Raw genomic sequence first — 14,285 nt, 5'->3', positions numbered from 1 at the left:
AGCTCACTTTGTGACCCAGCGCCACGGGGATTGTTCCGGCGGCCCTGGCACATGCGTGCACTAATGCCGCCACTTCCGTGGCCGCTGACAGCGCAGCACGCAGCTACCCTGTCAGCATTGCCGCCGCGGGCGCGATGTTGCGATGCATGGTATAAATATCGTCCGCTGCACGCCTGGCCATCGGCATGGTCGTTGCCAGCACGCCAACAACCAGATCAACCGATCGCGAGACGCACGCCCCAGTTCTTCGACCCCCACAGTGGCTGTCGCCGCGCAAGTGGCCCGGCAGCTTTTCGACACCCCTCCTACAAGGACCGCACATGTATAAGGACGTACAGCTTTTCATCAACGGTGAATGGACCGCCAGCGTTTCGGGCCGCACCATCGACGTGATCAACCCCGCCACCGAGGAAGTGGTCGGCAAGATCGCCCACGCCGGCCGCGAAGACCTGGACCGTGCGCTGGACGCCGCCCAGAAGGGCTTCGAGGTCTGGCGCAATACCTCGGCCTTCGAACGCTCCAAGATCATGCGCCGCGCCGCCAACCTGCTGCGCGAGCGCGCCGACGAGATCGCCCGCCTGATGACCATCGAACAGGGCAAGCCATTGGCCGAGGCCAAGATGGAAACCCTGGGTTCGGCCGACACCATCGACTGGTTCGCCGAGGAAGCACGCCGTACCTACGGCCGCCTGGTGCCCTCGCGCGTGCCGGGCGCCTACCAGATGGTGATCAAGGAACCGGTCGGCCCGGTGGCCGCCTTCACCCCCTGGAACTTCCCGATCAACCAGGTCGTGCGCAAGCTGTCGGCCGCCCTGGCCGCGGGCTGTTCGATCATCGTCAAGGCGCCCGAAGAGACCCCTGCCTCACCGGCCGAATTGATTCGTGCCTACGCCGACGCCGGTGTGCCCGCAGGCGTGATCAACCTGGTCTATGGCGTGCCGGCCGAGATTTCCGAATACCTGATCCCGCACCCGGTGATCAAGAAGATCTCCTTTACCGGCTCCACGCCGATCGGCAAGCAACTGGCGGCGCTGGCCGGCCAGCACATGAAACGCGCCACCATGGAACTGGGCGGTCACGCCCCGGCCATCGTGTTCGACGACGCCGACATCGACGCTGCCGTCAAGAACCTGGCCGGCGCCAAGTTCCGCAATGCCGGCCAGGTGTGCGTGGCGCCGACCCGCTTCCTGGTGCAGAAGAACGTGTTCAATGCCTTCGTCGACAAGTTCGTCACCTATGCCGAGCAACTGAAGGTCGGCAACGGCATCGACGCCGGCACCACCATGGGCCCGGTGGCCAACAAGCGCCGCATCCCGGCGCTGGAGGCACTGATCGAGGACGCCGTGGCGCAAGGTGCGCAGCTGCGCACCGGTGGCAAGCGCATCGGTGACAAGGGTTACTTCTTCCAGCCTACGGTACTGACCAACCTGCCGCTGACGGCGCGTGCCATGAACGAGGAACCGTTCGGCCCGCTGGCGCTGATCAACTCCTTCGACACGCTGGAAGAAGCCATCACCGAAGCCAACCGCCTGCCGTTCGGCCTGGCCGCATATGCCTTTGCCAAGTCGTCCCAGGTCAAGCATGCGCTGGCCTCGCGCGTGGAAAGCGGCATGCTGACCATCAACCACCTGGGCCTGGCGATTCCGGAAGTGCCGTTCGGCGGCATCAAGGATTCGGGCTACGGTTCGGAAGGCGGCACCGAGGCGATCGAAGCCTACGTCAACACCAAGTTCGTGTCGCAGCTGGACGTGTGAACGCCTGGGTGATCGAATGAAAAACGGCGAACCGGTCATCGGTTCGCCGTTTTTTTTCATGCCTGTGGCGACGGTGCGGCGTTCGACGCGCGACCGGCTACCGCTACGGCGCGCCTAGTCGTCCCCCGACGGCGGCACCAGGATGTCCCGGCTGCCATTGCGCGACATGGCCGACAACACGCCTGCCGTTTCCATCTGCTCCACCAGCCGCGCGGCGCGGTTATAGCCGATGCGCAATTGCCGCTGCACCGATGAGATCGAGGCACGGCGCGACTTGAGCACGAACGCCACCGCTTCGTCGTACAGCGGATCGGCTTCGGGATCGGCCGACTCGCCGCCGAACATGTCACCCTGGCTGGCGTCCTCGGGGATAGGCGGCGCCAGGATTTCTTCGATGTATTGCGGCGGGCCGAACGACTTGAGGTATTCGACCACCCGATGCACCTCTTCGTCCGAGACGAATGCGCCGTGCACGCGTTGCGGGTAACCCGAACCCGGCGGCAGGAACAGCATGTCGCCGTGCCCCAGCAGGGACTCGGCCCCCATCTGGTCGAGCACCGTGCGCGAATCGATCTTGGAGGACACCTGGAACGCCACCCGGGTCGGGATGTTGGCCTTGATCAGTCCGGTGATCACATCCACCGACGGCCGCTGGGTGGCCAGGATCAGGTGCACGCCGGCGGCCCGCGCCTTCTGTGCCAGGCGGGCGATCAGCTCTTCGACCTTCTTGCCGACCACCATCATCAGGTCGGCCAGCTCGTCGATGACGATGACGATGGTGGGCAGCTTGTCGAGCGGCTCGGGCGCGTCCGGCGTGAGGCTGAAGGGATTGGCGATCTTCTCGCCACGGGCGGCGGCGTCCTCGATCTTCTGGTTGTAGCCGGCCAGGTTGCGCACGCCCAGGCGCGACATCTTCTTGTAGCGCCGTTCCATTTCCTCGACCGCCCAGTTCAGCGCATGCGCGGCCTCGCGCATGTCGGTCACCACCGGCGCCAGCAGATGCGGGATACCTTCGTAGATCGACAGTTCCAGCATCTTGGGATCGATCATGATCAGCCGCACTTCGTCGGGCGTGGCCTTGTAGAGCAAGGACAGGATCATGGCGTTGATCGCCACCGACTTGCCCGAGCCGGTGGTGCCGGCCACCAGCATGTGCGGCGCGCGCGCCAGGTCGGTCACCACCGGGATGCCGGTGATGTCCTTGCCCATGGCCAAGGTCAACAGCGACGACGACTTGCGGTAGGGTTCGGAGCGCACGATCTCGGAGAGCTTGATCATCTGCCGCTTGGCATTGGGCAACTCCAGCCCCATGCAGGTCTTGCCGGGGATGGTCTCGACCACCCGGATCGATGTCAGCCCCAGCGCGCGTGAAAGATCCTTGACCAGGTTGACCACCTGGGCGCCGCGCACGCCCTGCGCCGGTTCGACCTCGAAGCGGGTGATCACCGGGCCGGCTTCTGCTCCCAGCACCGTCACGGGCACCTTGAATTCCTTGAGCCGCTGTTCGATCAGGCGGCCCGTCTCGGCCAGTTGCTCGGCATCGACTTCGATGGCGGCGTCCTGGCGCACGTCGAGCAACTCCAGCGCCGGCAACGGAATGTCGACCCGCGGGCCGTCGTCGATATCGTCGACGATCATCCGGGTCGGCGCCGCAGGCGTGGCGGCCTGGACCGCAAAAGCGGCCGGCGGCACGCTTGCCGGTGGCACCGACGGCGGTGGCGGGAACAATTCGAACGGCGTCAGCGGCTCGAGGTCCTGGTGCAAGGCGCCATCGGGCTCGAACGGCGCGTAGGGTGCGTGCTCTTCGTGCGCGGCTGCAGCGGGCGGCTGCGGGACAGGCGCCGGGATATCGTCCCAGGGCGACACGGCCACCGGCCGGAATGGCGGCACGACCACCGGTGCGGGTTCGATGGTCGGCTCGATGATGGGCTCGATGAGGGGCTCGATATGCGACGTATCGATCGGCTCGATGCGTGGCTGCGCTGTCGGCGGCGACGCTGGCACGGCGACTTCCGGCGTGACTTGCGGGTCGGCGCCTGGCGCGCGCATCGCTTCCTGCAGCGAGCGCATCAGGCGGGTCGGCACCACTTCGGCGCGGGCCCCGTCGACAGGCGGCGAGGCCTGGCGAGGATTGCGGCCTACGCTGCTGATGCGCATGCCGCGTGCGATCGAGGGTGGAATATGCTGCTGTGGCGCCGCCGGCGGCGCCGCTCGCGACAGGCTGGCGTTGGCGGCGGCACTGGCGGCGCTGATGGCGCTGCTGGCGGTGGCGCGCGCCAGCATGGCATCGGTCGGACGCAACGATTCGAAAGCCGCCCATTCCGACTCCGGACGGGCCTTGACCGCTTCGGCCGATGGCTTGATGGCCGGCCATTTGCTGACCCGCGCGGGCCCCTCTGCGGGGGCGGCGTGACGCGCACTGCCGCGCTGCAGCGACGACAGCCGTACTTGCCAGTCTTCACGCGGGGGCGCGTCGGTAGTGCGCGCCACCGGGCGCTGGGCGCCGGCAGCGGGGGTTGCGGCCGGGCGCGGCATGCGCCGCTCGGCCCGTTCGGGCCCGACGGCGCTGGCGGCATTGCGTTGCTGGGCCAGACGATTGCGTTCGCTTTCGATGCTGCCGCGCCGCGGCAGCATCGAGGTCGGCTCCAGTTCGGGCGAGTGCTCCAGGCCGCCGTCGCGCGAGGCGCCCAGCATGGCGCCCAATAGCCATTTCAGGCCAAAGCCGGCCAGCACCAGCAGCAGGATCACGGCCACGCCCTTGTTGATCTTGCCGGTCAGGCCTTCCATCAGCGCAAACCCCAGCAGGTCGCCGCGTTGGCCATCGTCGCCGGTGCCGAACTGGGCCCGCAGCAGCGACTCGATGGCGCAGCTGCCCAGCAGCAGCATCAGGGTACCGAGCCAGACACGGATCGCGCCGCGGCCACCGAGGATCGGCCTGCGCGTCAGCAGCGACACTGCCACGCGCAGCAGCAGCGGCAGTATCCACAACACCGACCAGCCAAACCATTTGATGAAAATCATGCTGTTGCACCGTTCATTGAAGCGTCCCTCACGATTCAGCCACCGATGTGCTGCCGACCATGGCGGTGGCAGTCGAGCACATGGTCGTCGATCACGCCGATGCCCTGCAGGTAGGCATAGATGATGGTGGAACCGACGAACTTGAATCCGCGCCGGGACAGGTCCTTGGAGATGGCGTCCGACAACGGGGTCTTGGCCGGACAATCGATCAGCGCCTGCCATCGATTGCGGATCGGCTCGCCGTCGACGAAACCCCACAGGTAGGGGTCGAGCCCGCCCACTTCCTCGCGCAGCTTCAGGTAGGCACGGGCGTTGCCTATGGTGGCGGCCACCTTGAGACGATTGCGCACGATGCCCGGGTCGGCCAGCAGCCTGGCCACCTTGCGCTCGTCGTACTGGGCGATCTTCTCGGGGTCCCAGTTATCGAAGGCGGCGCGATAGTTCTCGCGCTTGTTGAGCACGGTTTCCCATGACAGCCCGGCCTGTGCGCCTTCCAGGTTGAGCATTTCGAACAGGCGCGTCTCGTCGTGGCATGGTACGCCCCATTCGTCGTCGTGGTACTGCACATACAGCGCATTGTTGAGGTTGACCCAACCGCAGCGTGTCGTCATATTGTTCCTTGTCACTAGTGTCACGCCGGCCACAGCGGCGGCTCGTCCATCAGCGCGATCTGCTCGCGCAGCTCGAGGATGCGATCCTGCCAGTAGCGCTGGGTGTTGAACCAGGGGAAGGCCACCGGAAACGCGGGGTCGTCCCAGCGCCGGGCCAGCCAGGCGGAATAATGGATCAGGCGCAGCGTACGCAGCGCCTCGATCAGGTATAACTGGCGCGGCTCGAAATCGCAAAAGCTTTCGTAGCCGGCCAGCAGGTCCGACAATTGCCGCACCATGTCGCCGCGCTCGCCCGACAGCAGCATCCACAGGTCTTGCACGGCGGGACCGCTGCGGCTGTCGTCGAAGTCGACGAAGTGCGGCCCGGCGTCGGTCCACAGTACATTGCCGACATGGCAATCGCCGTGCAGGCGCAACTGGCACAGCTCACCGGCGCGGTCGAAGCTGCGCCGCACGCCATCGAGCGCGTGCTGCACGGTGGTGCTCCAGGATGCCTGCAGGTCCGGCGGGATGAATTCGTGGGCCAGCAACCAGTCGCGCGGCTCCTGGCCGAAGCTGGCCAGGTCGAGCGCCGGGCGCAGGTGGTACGGCTGTTGCGCGCCGATGGCATGGATGCGGCCGATGAAGCGCCCCATCCATTCCAGCGTATCGGGGTCATCCAGCTCGGGCGCCCGTCCGCCATGGCGGCGAAACACGGCAAAGCGAAACCCGGCGTGGTGTTGCAAGGTCCTGCCATCGGCCAGCGCCAGCGCCGGCACCACCGGGATCTCGGCATCGGCCAACTGTTGCGCGAACAGGTGTTCCTCCAGGATCTGCGCGTCGGTCCAGCGCAGCGGCCGGTAGAACTTGACCACCACCGGCGGACCTTCTTCCATGCCCACCTGGTAGACCCGGTTTTCGTAGCTGTTGAGCGCCAGCAGCCGGCCGTCGCCGCGCAGCTCGACGCTGTCGAGGGCATCCAGCACCAGGTCCGGCGACAGGGTTGCAAAGGAAGTAAGTCCGGCCTCGGCGCCGGCAGCTGCAGTTTGATCCATGGCCGCTATTGTACTGGCCTAGCGTGCTGCCAGTGCAGGTGAAACACGCTAGCGCTGCCGCCGAATGGAGTAAACTTGGCCTCCAATTGACAGCTTTTGCAAAGAACACCGCCATGCAACTCGACCAGCCCCTTTCCGAGCAGGAATTCGAAGAACTCGACGATTTCCTGCTGTCCGACCGTTGTGCCGACGACGTCATGACCATGGACACCCTCAACGGTTACCTGACCGCACTGGTGATCGGCCCGCAGGAGGTCCTGATGGCTGAATGGCTACCGCGCGTATGGGGCAGCCGTGCCGAGGACACGCCCAAGTTCAAGTCGGGCAAGGAAGCCGAGCGCATCACCAGCCTCATCGCACGCAGCATGAACGAGATCGCCATCACCTTCGAGGTCGCCCCCAAGGAATACGAACCGCTGTTCTGCGAGCGCGAGCACGAAGGCAAGCCGCTGCTCGACGCCGAGGCCTGGGCCTGGGGCTTCTGGGAAGGTATCCAACTGCGTGCGGCCCAGTGGGACGAGATCTTCCATTCGGACCTGGCCGAGCTGATGCGCCCGATCTACCTGCTGGGGTCGGACGAACTCGAAGAAGAAGAGACCCGGCTCATCGATGATCCGCTCAAGACCCACAAGCTGGCCATCGAGATCGAATCGGCGATCCCGCACATCCAGCGCTACTGGGCACCCAAGCGCAAGTCGGCGGTGCAACAGGTGCAGCGCGACGCGCCCAAGACCGGCCGCAACGATCCCTGCCCGTGCGGCAGCGGCAAGAAATACAAGAAGTGCTGCGGCGCCGACGGCGAAGAATAAGGCAGCGGCACCGGTAGACATGAAAAAACGGCCCTGAAGCGATCTTCAGGGCCGTTTTCCTGGTGCCTGTCAGCGCGCTTGGCCGCGCACCGCGCGTGGCCCGTAGCGCAAGGTCAGCAAGGTGCCCAGCGTCAAGGCAATGGTCGCGAAGATCGGTCCACCGAGGGCGCCGACATGGTCCACCATCACGCCGCCGCCGATGGCACCACTGGCGATGGCGACCTGGAACGCCGCCACCATCAGGCCACCTGCGCCCTCTGCATGGTCCGGCGCGGCACGCACGATCCAGGTCTGGAAACCGACCGGAAACGCGCCGAAGGCAAAGCCCCACAGGGTAATGGCCACGGCCGCCACCACCGCCGAGCTGCCCGCCACCCACAGCGCAGCCGCGAGCACGGCGATCATCGCGCCACCGCACACGACGGCATAGCGCTCGCTGCGTTCGGCGATGAACCCGCCGGCGAAATTACCGAGGAAACCACCGACGCCATACCCCAGCAGGATCGCCGAGATGGTATTGACCGACAGATGGGTGATGTTTTCCATCAGGGGACGGATATAGGTGAAGCCGGCGAAGTGGCCCGAAATCACCAGCAGCACCGCCAGCAACGCCACCCGCACGTCACCCCGGCCCAGCAGTTCGAACAGCACCTTGAGGTTGGGATGGTCGCGCGGCGGCAACCTGGGAATGGCCAGCACCTGCACCGCCAGCGTCACCACGCTCAGCACGCCGGCGGCGATGAAGGCGCTGCGCCAGCCCCACAGGTTGCCCATGTAGGCGCCGATGGGCGCAGCGCATACGGTGGCCACCGAGACCCCGGTCAGGATCGCCGACATGGCACGCGCAAACAGCTTTTCGGGCACCAGGCGCATGGCCAGGGCCGCAGCCATCGACCAGAAGCCACCCAGCGCCACGCCCAGCATCACGCGCGACACCAGCAGCACCGGCAGGTTGGCCGCGCTCACGGCCAATACGTTGGACAACACCAGCAGCAGGGTCAGGGCCAGGATGACCTGCTTGCGGTCGAAGTTGCGGGTGAGCACGGGGATGGTAGGCGCGGCAATGGCGCCGACGATGGCCGTGGCGGTTACTGCCTGGCCGGCGGCGCCGTCGGAGACGCCGAGGTCGATGGCCATGGCGGTCAACAGGCTGGCTGGCAGGAATTCGGCCGTCACCAGGCCGAACACCCCCAGCGCCAGGCTGGCAATGCCGAGCCAGTTGGCGCGGTCGGGGGACGGAAAGCCGTGGCTTTCAACAGAAGGAGCGTTGTGCATGCAAACCCTTGGAACGGAAGTCAAGCCGGCAGTGTATGATTGCGGGATCGGACTTTCAATGCCGGTAAAATCTTAATTCATGCCTTTTCGTCCCAAGTTCAAGGAACAGCCATGTCGCTCGATGCCTGCCCGCAAGTCCGCGCTGCAGTGGACACTCCAGATACCTTGACCGAGATCCTGCTCGGGTTGCGCCTGGACGGCGTCGAATACGGCCGTTGCGAGATGCATGAGCCGTGGGCGCTGGCGTTCGGTCCCAGTCACGAGGCGCGGTTTCACTTTATCGCCCAGGGCACCTGCTGGATGCGTACCGACGACACCGACTGGGAACGGCTCAATGCCGGCGATGCACTGCTCATGCCGCGCGGCACCTACCATGAACTGGCCAGTTCGCCCGAGGTGCCGGCGGTCGAGATCGACGCCCTGGCACGGCGGCGGCTGGCGGACAACCTGTACCTGGTCAAGGACGATGGCGATGCCGCCAGCGCCCACGATGGCGCCCTGGCCGCGCCCTCGCATGTGATGTTCTGCGGCAGCATGCGCTTCAACCTGGACCCGCTGCATCCGCTGTTGATGATGATGCCCGACGTCATGCGCGCCTGCGACCTGGCGCAACGCGACCCGGCCGTGCCGACCCTGATCGAGGCCATGGAACGCGAGGTGACGATGGACCGCATCGGCGCCTGCGGCATCATGGCGCGCCTGGCCGACGTGCTCGCCGCGACCATCATCCGGGCCTGGGTCGAGTGCGCCTGCAGCGATGCCAGCGGCTGGATCGCCGCCGTGCGCTGCCCCCAGATCGGACGCGTGCTGGCGGCGGTACACCGCCAGCCCGAGCGCGACTGGAACGTGGCCGAGCTGGCCGAGGTGATGGGCGCGTCGCGCTCGCGCTTCATCGAAAAATTCACCGCCGCGGTGGGTGAGACACCGGCCCGATACGTGGCACGGGTCAAGATGTTCCAGGCACGCCAGTGGATTGCCCGCGAAGGCCTGCGGGTGGCAGTGGTGGCCAACCGCCTGGGCTACGATTCGGAAGCCTCGTTCAGCCGCGCCTTCAAGCGCATCATCGGCCACCCGCCAAGCCAGGCGCGACTGGGCTAGCGGGGCCTGCAAAAGCAAAACGCGCCAAGCGGCGCGTCCCGGGTATGGCAGTTGCGGCCCGCAGCCGCGGTCACTCCTTGATGAAGTGCTCGCGGTAGTACTTCAGCTCTTCGATCGATTCCAGGATGTCGGCCAGCGCGGTATGCATCTGGCGCTTCTTGAAACCGCTGGCCAGTTCCGGCTTCCAGCGCTTGCACAGCTCCTTGAGGGTGGACACGTCGAGGTTGCGGTAGTGGAAGAACTCTTCCAGCTTGGGCATGCCGCGCACCATGAAGCGACGGTCCTGGCAGATCGAATTGCCGCACATCGGCGACTTGCCGGCCGGCACGTACTTGCGCAGGAACTCGACCAGCACCGCTTCGGCCTCGGCTTCGGTCACGGTCGACGCCTTGACCCGGTCGATCAGGCCGGAGCGGCCGTGAGTGCCCTTGTTCCAGGCATCCATGCCGTCGAGCAACTCGTCGCTCTGGTGCACCACGATCACCGGCCCCTGGCCGATCACGTTGAGCTGGGAGTCGGTGACCACCACCGCCACTTCGATGATGCGATCATGATCGGGGTCGAGCCCGGTCATTTCCATGTCGACCCAGACAAGGTTCAGCTCGTTCGGACGGGCCGGCACGGCGTTGACGGGCGCGCCGGTTGCGTTGTCGGCTTGTGACATAATTCTTCCTTATCGATGAAAGCGGCAGATGTCGCCACTTTCAGGTTGTTCCAGGTTATTCGGTTGTTCGTGGCGCGCATCCAGGTATCCGCAAGGGCACCGAACTTCCGCCATTTTCGCACAGGGAAAGCATGTCTTCACTTACGTTTTCGGTTTTGTTCGTCGCGTTTCTAGGCCTGAGCCTGGTGGTGCGTTTCTGGCTGGCGTCGCGCCACATCCGCCATGTGCTGGCCCACCGTGCTGCAGTTCCTGCCGAATTTTCCGAAAAGATTCCGCTGGCGGCCCACCAGAAGGCGGCCGACTACACGGTCGCGCGCACCAAGTTCGGCCTGGTGACCTTGCTGGTCAATGCCGCGGTATTGATCGCCTTTACGCTGCTGGGTGGCCTGCAATGGCTGTCGAGCCTGCTGCTGGGTTGGACCGGCGGCCCGGACATGTGGTACCAGGTGGGGCTGGTGGCGGTGTTCGGATGCATCTCGGGGCTGGTCGACCTGCCCTTCGATTACTACCGCCAGTTCAAGCTCGAGACCCGCTTCGGCTTCAACAAGATGACGCGCGCCCTGTTCTTCGGTGACCTGGCCAAGCAGACCGTGCTGGGCATGGCGCTGGGCCTGCCGCTGCTGTGGGTGGTGCTGGCCCTGATGGAACGGGCCGGCGCGCTGTGGTGGTTCTATACCTGGCTGGTGCTGTGCGCCTTCCAGTTGTTGATGCTGGTGCTGTACCCGAGCGTGATCGCGCCACTGTTCAACAAGTTCACCGCACTCGACGATGACGGACTGCGCCAGCGTATCGAGTCGTTGATGCAACGTGTCGGTTTCGCGTCCAAGGGCTTGTTCGTGATGGATGGCTCCAAGCGCAGCGCGCATGGCAATGCGTATTTCTCGGGCTTCGGCGCCGGCAAGCGCATCGTCTTCTTCGACACCCTGCTGGCGCGCCTGGCACCACACGAGATCGAAGCGGTGCTGGCGCACGAACTGGGCCACTTCAAGCTCAAGCACATCACCAAGCGCATCGTGGTCATGTTTGCCGTTTCGCTGGGATTTCTGGCACTGCTGGGCTACCTGAAGGGCCAGGTATGGTTCTATACCGGCCTGGGCGTGAACCCGCTGCTGTTCGGCAGCAACGACGCCATGGCGCTGATCCTGTTCATGCTGGTGCTGCCGATCTTCACCTTCCTGCTCTCGCCGCTGTCGTCGCTCAGTTCGCGCAAGCACGAATTCGAGGCCGACGCCTTCGCCGCCCGCCACACCGATGCGCAGGACCTGGTGTCGGCGCTGGTCAAGCTGTACGAAGACAACGCCTCTACCCTCACCCCGGATCCGCTGCATTCGGCTTTCTACGATTCGCATCCGCCGGCCTCGTTGCGCATCACCCATTTGAACCAGGCGCCGCGCCCCGCGGCCCAATGAACAACACCATGAGCCTCTCTATTTCCGAACTCGCCGCTGCCCACTGCAGCCACCAGACCGACGCCATGAGCGATGCCGACATCGCGTCGCACCTGGCGCTGCTGGCCGGATGGCAACTTGACGATGGCAAGCTGGCGCGCCGTTTCGACTTCAAGGATTATTACCAGACGCTGGCCTTCGTCAACGCCATCGCCTGGGTGATCCACGCCGAAGACCATCATCCGGAGCTGGTAGTGAGCTATAACCGCTGCAGCGTGAAGTTCGACACCCACAGTGTCAACCAGGGGCGCGGCGGCCTGTCGATCAACGACTTCATCTGCGCCGCCAAGATCGACGCCCTGTTCGCCCAGCGCGCCCACTGATGGCTTCCAGACGACCCCAAGCGGCACGCCAGGCGGCCGAACTCGAGGCAGGCGTGGTCATCGCCGCCCACGGACGGCATTACCTGGTGCAGGCCGGCGACCAGAAACTGCAATGCGTCACGCGCGGCAAGAGGAGCGACGTGTCGGTCGGCGACCGTATCCGCTTTGCCCGCACCTCGCCCAACCAGGGCGTGGTCGAGTCGATCGACGAACGCAGCACCTTGCTGTACCGCTCGGACCAATACAAGTCCAAGCTGCTGGCGGCCAACGTGACGCAATTGTTCATCGTGGTGGCGACCGAACCCAGCTTCACCGACGACCTGGTGTCAAGGTCGCTGGTGGCGGCCGAATCGGCCGGGGTGGACGCCCACCTGATCCTCAACAAGACCGACATCACCGAAGCCCTGCCGCGCACCCGCGAGCGGCTGCAGGTGTATTCGCGGCTGGGCTACCCGGTACACGAGGTCTCGGCCACCGCCGCGCCGCAGGACACGCGGGCCTTGTTCATGCCCTTGCTGGCCGGCCAGAGCACCATCCTGATCGGTCAATCCGGCATGGGCAAGTCGTCGATCATCAACTTGATCATCCCCGATGCCGACATCGCCGTGCGCGAGATCTCGGCCGCCCTCGACACCGGCAAGCACACCACCACCTTCACCCGGCTGTACCAGATGGAGCAAGGCGCCAGCATCATCGATTCGCCCGGCTTCCAGGAGTTCGGCCTGTACCAGTTGAGCGAAGGCATGCTGGAGCGCGCCTTCCGCGACTTTCGCCCACATCTGGGCCATTGCCGCTTCTATAACTGCCACCACCTCACCGAACCCGATTGCGCGGTGCTGGCGGCGGTCAGGACGGGCGAGATCGCGCCCATGCGACACCAGTTGTATGCGCAACTGGTGCACGAGTCGTCGCAAACCCTCTATTGAGCCCTAGAACCGGTAGGCCACCGTCAGCGTGAAGCTGCGCGGCGTGCCCGGCATCACCTGCCCCAGTCCGGTGGCGCTGGCATGGTAGCCCCGGTTGGCAAGGTTGAGCGCGGCCAGCGTGATCTCGGCCTGGCGCAGGCGATAACCGATCTTGCCATCCCAGCGCACATAGCCTGGCAGCTCCAGCATGTTGTCGCGGTCGGCATAGCGCGCCCCTTCGTGCACCAGCCCGCTCTCGGCGAACAGCCCCAAGGGCGGCGCATAGGCGATGAACAGGCTGCCGCCGCTGCCCGATACCCCGGCCGAGCGCTTGCCGGCAAAGCGCGGCTCGGCGTCGACCACGCGCGCGTTCTGGCGTGTGACCCCACCACGGATGAACCAGTGGCGCGCCAATTCGCCCTTCACACTCAGTTCCACCCCGCGATTGCGTTCCAGGCCGGTCAGGTAGAACATGGCCGGCACCACCGGATCGGCCACCGCCCGGTTGTACAGGTCCAGCTGGAACAACGACAGGGTCGAACTCAGGCGGCCTGCCAGCCAATCGCTCTTGATCCCGGTTTCCAGCTGCCGCGAATATTGCGGTCCGAGATCGTTGGCGTTGCCCCGGGCGTCCGGCGTGATACCGATGGTGTCGCCGCCGACCGGCGCGAAATTCTTGCTGTAGGACGCGTACAGGCTGTGCCCGGCAAGCGCTTCCCACACCACGCCGACGCGCGGACTGAGGGCCGAGGATGAACGTTGCGAGCGCAGGCCGCGCAGCCGGTTGGTCGAATCGATCTCGAACCGGTCCCAGCGCAGGCCCGCCAGCAGCTTCCATTGCTGGCCCAGGCTCAGCTGGTCCTGCACATACAACGCCTGGCCGCTGGCGCGGTGGCTGTTGTGGGCAAAGGGCGTGTTGGCCACCCCGGTGCCGGCGCGGGTATCGGGACCATGGAAGGCCACCGGCGCGGCCACCCCCGACCACAACCTGGGTTGGCGCTTCTGCCAGCTGTATTCCGCTCCCAGCAACAGGTCGTGGCCGACCGCGCCACTACTGAGCTGGCCCAGCAGTTCGAGGTTGGTCTGCAGGTTGCGCTGCTGCATGTCCTGCACGAAACGGGCGCGCTGGACGCGATTGAAGTCGCGCGGGGTCGACAAGAAGGGCTGGGTGACAAAGGTGTTGTCGAAGCTGCTGTCGAGATCGAGCAGGCTCATCGTATGGCGCACCTGCCAATGCGCATCGAGCCGGTGCGCAAAGGTCGAGCGCAGGTTGAGGGTCGTGTCGCGCACGAAGTCGCGACCGGCCGCGCCATAGAAGGTATCGGGCGCGGCCGGCGGCAGCC

The 14,285-nt window shown here is 65.6% G+C and carries 12 protein-coding genes; 6 read left to right on the top strand and 6 right to left on the bottom strand.

Translation table 11 applies throughout. From position 1 onward, the window contains the following. Positions 1–320 precede the first annotated feature (320 nt). Positions 321–1,754 (top strand): NAD-dependent succinate-semialdehyde dehydrogenase, encoded by a 1,434-nt coding sequence (locus tag PMI40_RS02380; RefSeq protein ID WP_008111740.1) that lies wholly within the window; start codon positions 321–323, stop codon positions 1,752–1,754. 114 nt (positions 1,755–1,868) lie between these two features. On the opposite strand, the gene PMI40_RS02375 is transcribed toward PMI40_RS02380, so the two are convergent. The 3 genes from PMI40_RS02375 to PMI40_RS02365 are packed head-to-tail and all read right to left on the bottom strand — an operon-like array spanning position 1,869 to position 6,420. Continuing rightward, the gene (locus PMI40_RS02375) at positions 1,869–4,775 is read right to left on the bottom strand and encodes a DNA translocase FtsK (protein ID WP_008111739.1); all 2,907 of its coding nucleotides are present in this window, start codon (positions 4,773–4,775) and stop codon (positions 1,869–1,871) included. Between the two features lie 35 nt (positions 4,776–4,810). Then, positions 4,811–5,386, bottom strand: coding sequence for a DNA-3-methyladenine glycosylase I (locus PMI40_RS02370; RefSeq protein ID WP_008111738.1), 576 nt, complete (start codon positions 5,384–5,386; stop codon positions 4,811–4,813). Between the two features lie 20 nt (positions 5,387–5,406). Then, positions 5,407–6,420 carry a serine/threonine protein kinase gene (locus PMI40_RS02365; protein WP_008111737.1) on the bottom strand — a complete coding sequence of 338 codons (1,014 nt, stop codon included), beginning with the start codon at positions 6,418–6,420 and terminating at the stop codon, positions 5,407–5,409. A 113-nt stretch (positions 6,421–6,533) separates the two neighbouring features. Here PMI40_RS02365 and PMI40_RS02360 point away from each other — a divergent pair, with 113 nt between their 5' ends. Next, the gene (locus PMI40_RS02360; protein ID WP_008111736.1) at positions 6,534–7,229 is read left to right on the top strand and encodes a UPF0149 family protein; all 696 of its coding nucleotides are present in this window, start codon (positions 6,534–6,536) and stop codon (positions 7,227–7,229) included. A 69-nt stretch (positions 7,230–7,298) separates the two neighbouring features. On the opposite strand, the gene PMI40_RS02355 is transcribed toward PMI40_RS02360, so the two are convergent. Further along, complete coding sequence (locus tag PMI40_RS02355; protein WP_008111735.1) at positions 7,299–8,504, bottom strand: MFS transporter; 1,206 nt, start codon at positions 8,502–8,504, stop codon at positions 7,299–7,301. Positions 8,505–8,615: 111 nt separating this feature from the next. On the opposite strand from PMI40_RS02355, the gene PMI40_RS02350 reads away from it, so the two are divergent. Then, entirely contained in the window at positions 8,616–9,602 is a 987-nt protein-coding gene (locus tag PMI40_RS02350) for an AraC family transcriptional regulator (RefSeq protein ID WP_008111734.1), read from the top strand. 70 nt (positions 9,603–9,672) lie between these two features. On the opposite strand, the gene orn is transcribed toward PMI40_RS02350, so the two are convergent. Beyond that, positions 9,673–10,266, bottom strand: a complete 594-nt coding sequence (gene orn, locus PMI40_RS02345) for an oligoribonuclease (protein WP_008111732.1) — start codon at positions 10,264–10,266, stop codon at positions 9,673–9,675. Positions 10,267–10,397: 131 nt separating this feature from the next. Here orn and PMI40_RS02340 point away from each other — a divergent pair, with 131 nt between their 5' ends. The 3 genes from PMI40_RS02340 to rsgA are packed head-to-tail and all read left to right on the top strand — an operon-like array spanning position 10,398 to position 12,963. Beyond that, the gene (locus PMI40_RS02340) at positions 10,398–11,675 is read left to right on the top strand and encodes a M48 family metallopeptidase (RefSeq protein WP_008111730.1); all 1,278 of its coding nucleotides are present in this window, start codon (positions 10,398–10,400) and stop codon (positions 11,673–11,675) included. 8 nt (positions 11,676–11,683) lie between these two features. Continuing rightward, positions 11,684–12,037 carry a 4a-hydroxytetrahydrobiopterin dehydratase gene (locus PMI40_RS02335; RefSeq protein WP_040501583.1) on the top strand — a complete coding sequence of 118 codons (354 nt, stop codon included), beginning with the start codon at positions 11,684–11,686 and terminating at the stop codon, positions 12,035–12,037. Next, the gene (gene rsgA / locus PMI40_RS02330; protein WP_008111727.1) at positions 12,037–12,963 is read left to right on the top strand and encodes a ribosome small subunit-dependent GTPase A; all 927 of its coding nucleotides are present in this window, start codon (positions 12,037–12,039) and stop codon (positions 12,961–12,963) included. Before PMI40_RS02335 ends, rsgA begins: the two co-directional genes overlap by 1 nt. Positions 12,964–12,966: 3 nt before the next feature. Here the strand turns inward: rsgA and PMI40_RS02325 are convergent. Then, positions 12,967–14,285: TonB-dependent siderophore receptor (locus PMI40_RS02325; protein WP_040501571.1), on the bottom strand; the 1,319-nt coding region annotated here is incomplete at its 5' end.

Source organism: Herbaspirillum sp. YR522 (assembly GCF_000282575.1).
In the GTDB taxonomy this organism is placed as follows: domain Bacteria; phylum Pseudomonadota; class Gammaproteobacteria; order Burkholderiales; family Burkholderiaceae_D; genus Herbaspirillum.
This window is presented reverse-complemented; position numbering and strand designations above follow the sequence as displayed.

What these genes read in the sequence shown, in the direction of transcription:
- PMI40_RS02380 (WP_008111740.1), top strand. Translation starts at nt 321, where the DNA reads ATGTATAAGGACGTACAGCTTTTCATCAACGGTGAATGGACCGCCAGC.
- PMI40_RS02375 (WP_008111739.1), bottom strand. Translation starts at nt 4,775, where the DNA reads ATGATTTTCATCAAATGGTTTGGCTGGTCGGTGTTGTGGATACTGCCG.
- PMI40_RS02370 (WP_008111738.1), bottom strand. Translation starts at nt 5,386, where the DNA reads ATGACGACACGCTGCGGTTGGGTCAACCTCAACAATGCGCTGTATGTG.
- PMI40_RS02365 (WP_008111737.1), bottom strand. Translation starts at nt 6,420, where the DNA reads ATGGATCAAACTGCAGCTGCCGGCGCCGAGGCCGGACTTACTTCCTTT.
- PMI40_RS02360 (WP_008111736.1), top strand. Translation starts at nt 6,534, where the DNA reads ATGCAACTCGACCAGCCCCTTTCCGAGCAGGAATTCGAAGAACTCGAC.
- PMI40_RS02355 (WP_008111735.1), bottom strand. Translation starts at nt 8,504, where the DNA reads ATGCACAACGCTCCTTCTGTTGAAAGCCACGGCTTTCCGTCCCCCGAC.
- PMI40_RS02350 (WP_008111734.1), top strand. Translation starts at nt 8,616, where the DNA reads ATGTCGCTCGATGCCTGCCCGCAAGTCCGCGCTGCAGTGGACACTCCA.
- orn (WP_008111732.1), bottom strand. Translation starts at nt 10,266, where the DNA reads ATGTCACAAGCCGACAACGCAACCGGCGCGCCCGTCAACGCCGTGCCG.
- PMI40_RS02340 (WP_008111730.1), top strand. Translation starts at nt 10,398, where the DNA reads ATGTCTTCACTTACGTTTTCGGTTTTGTTCGTCGCGTTTCTAGGCCTG.
- PMI40_RS02335 (WP_040501583.1), top strand. Translation starts at nt 11,684, where the DNA reads ATGAGCCTCTCTATTTCCGAACTCGCCGCTGCCCACTGCAGCCACCAG.
- rsgA (WP_008111727.1), top strand. Translation starts at nt 12,037, where the DNA reads ATGGCTTCCAGACGACCCCAAGCGGCACGCCAGGCGGCCGAACTCGAG.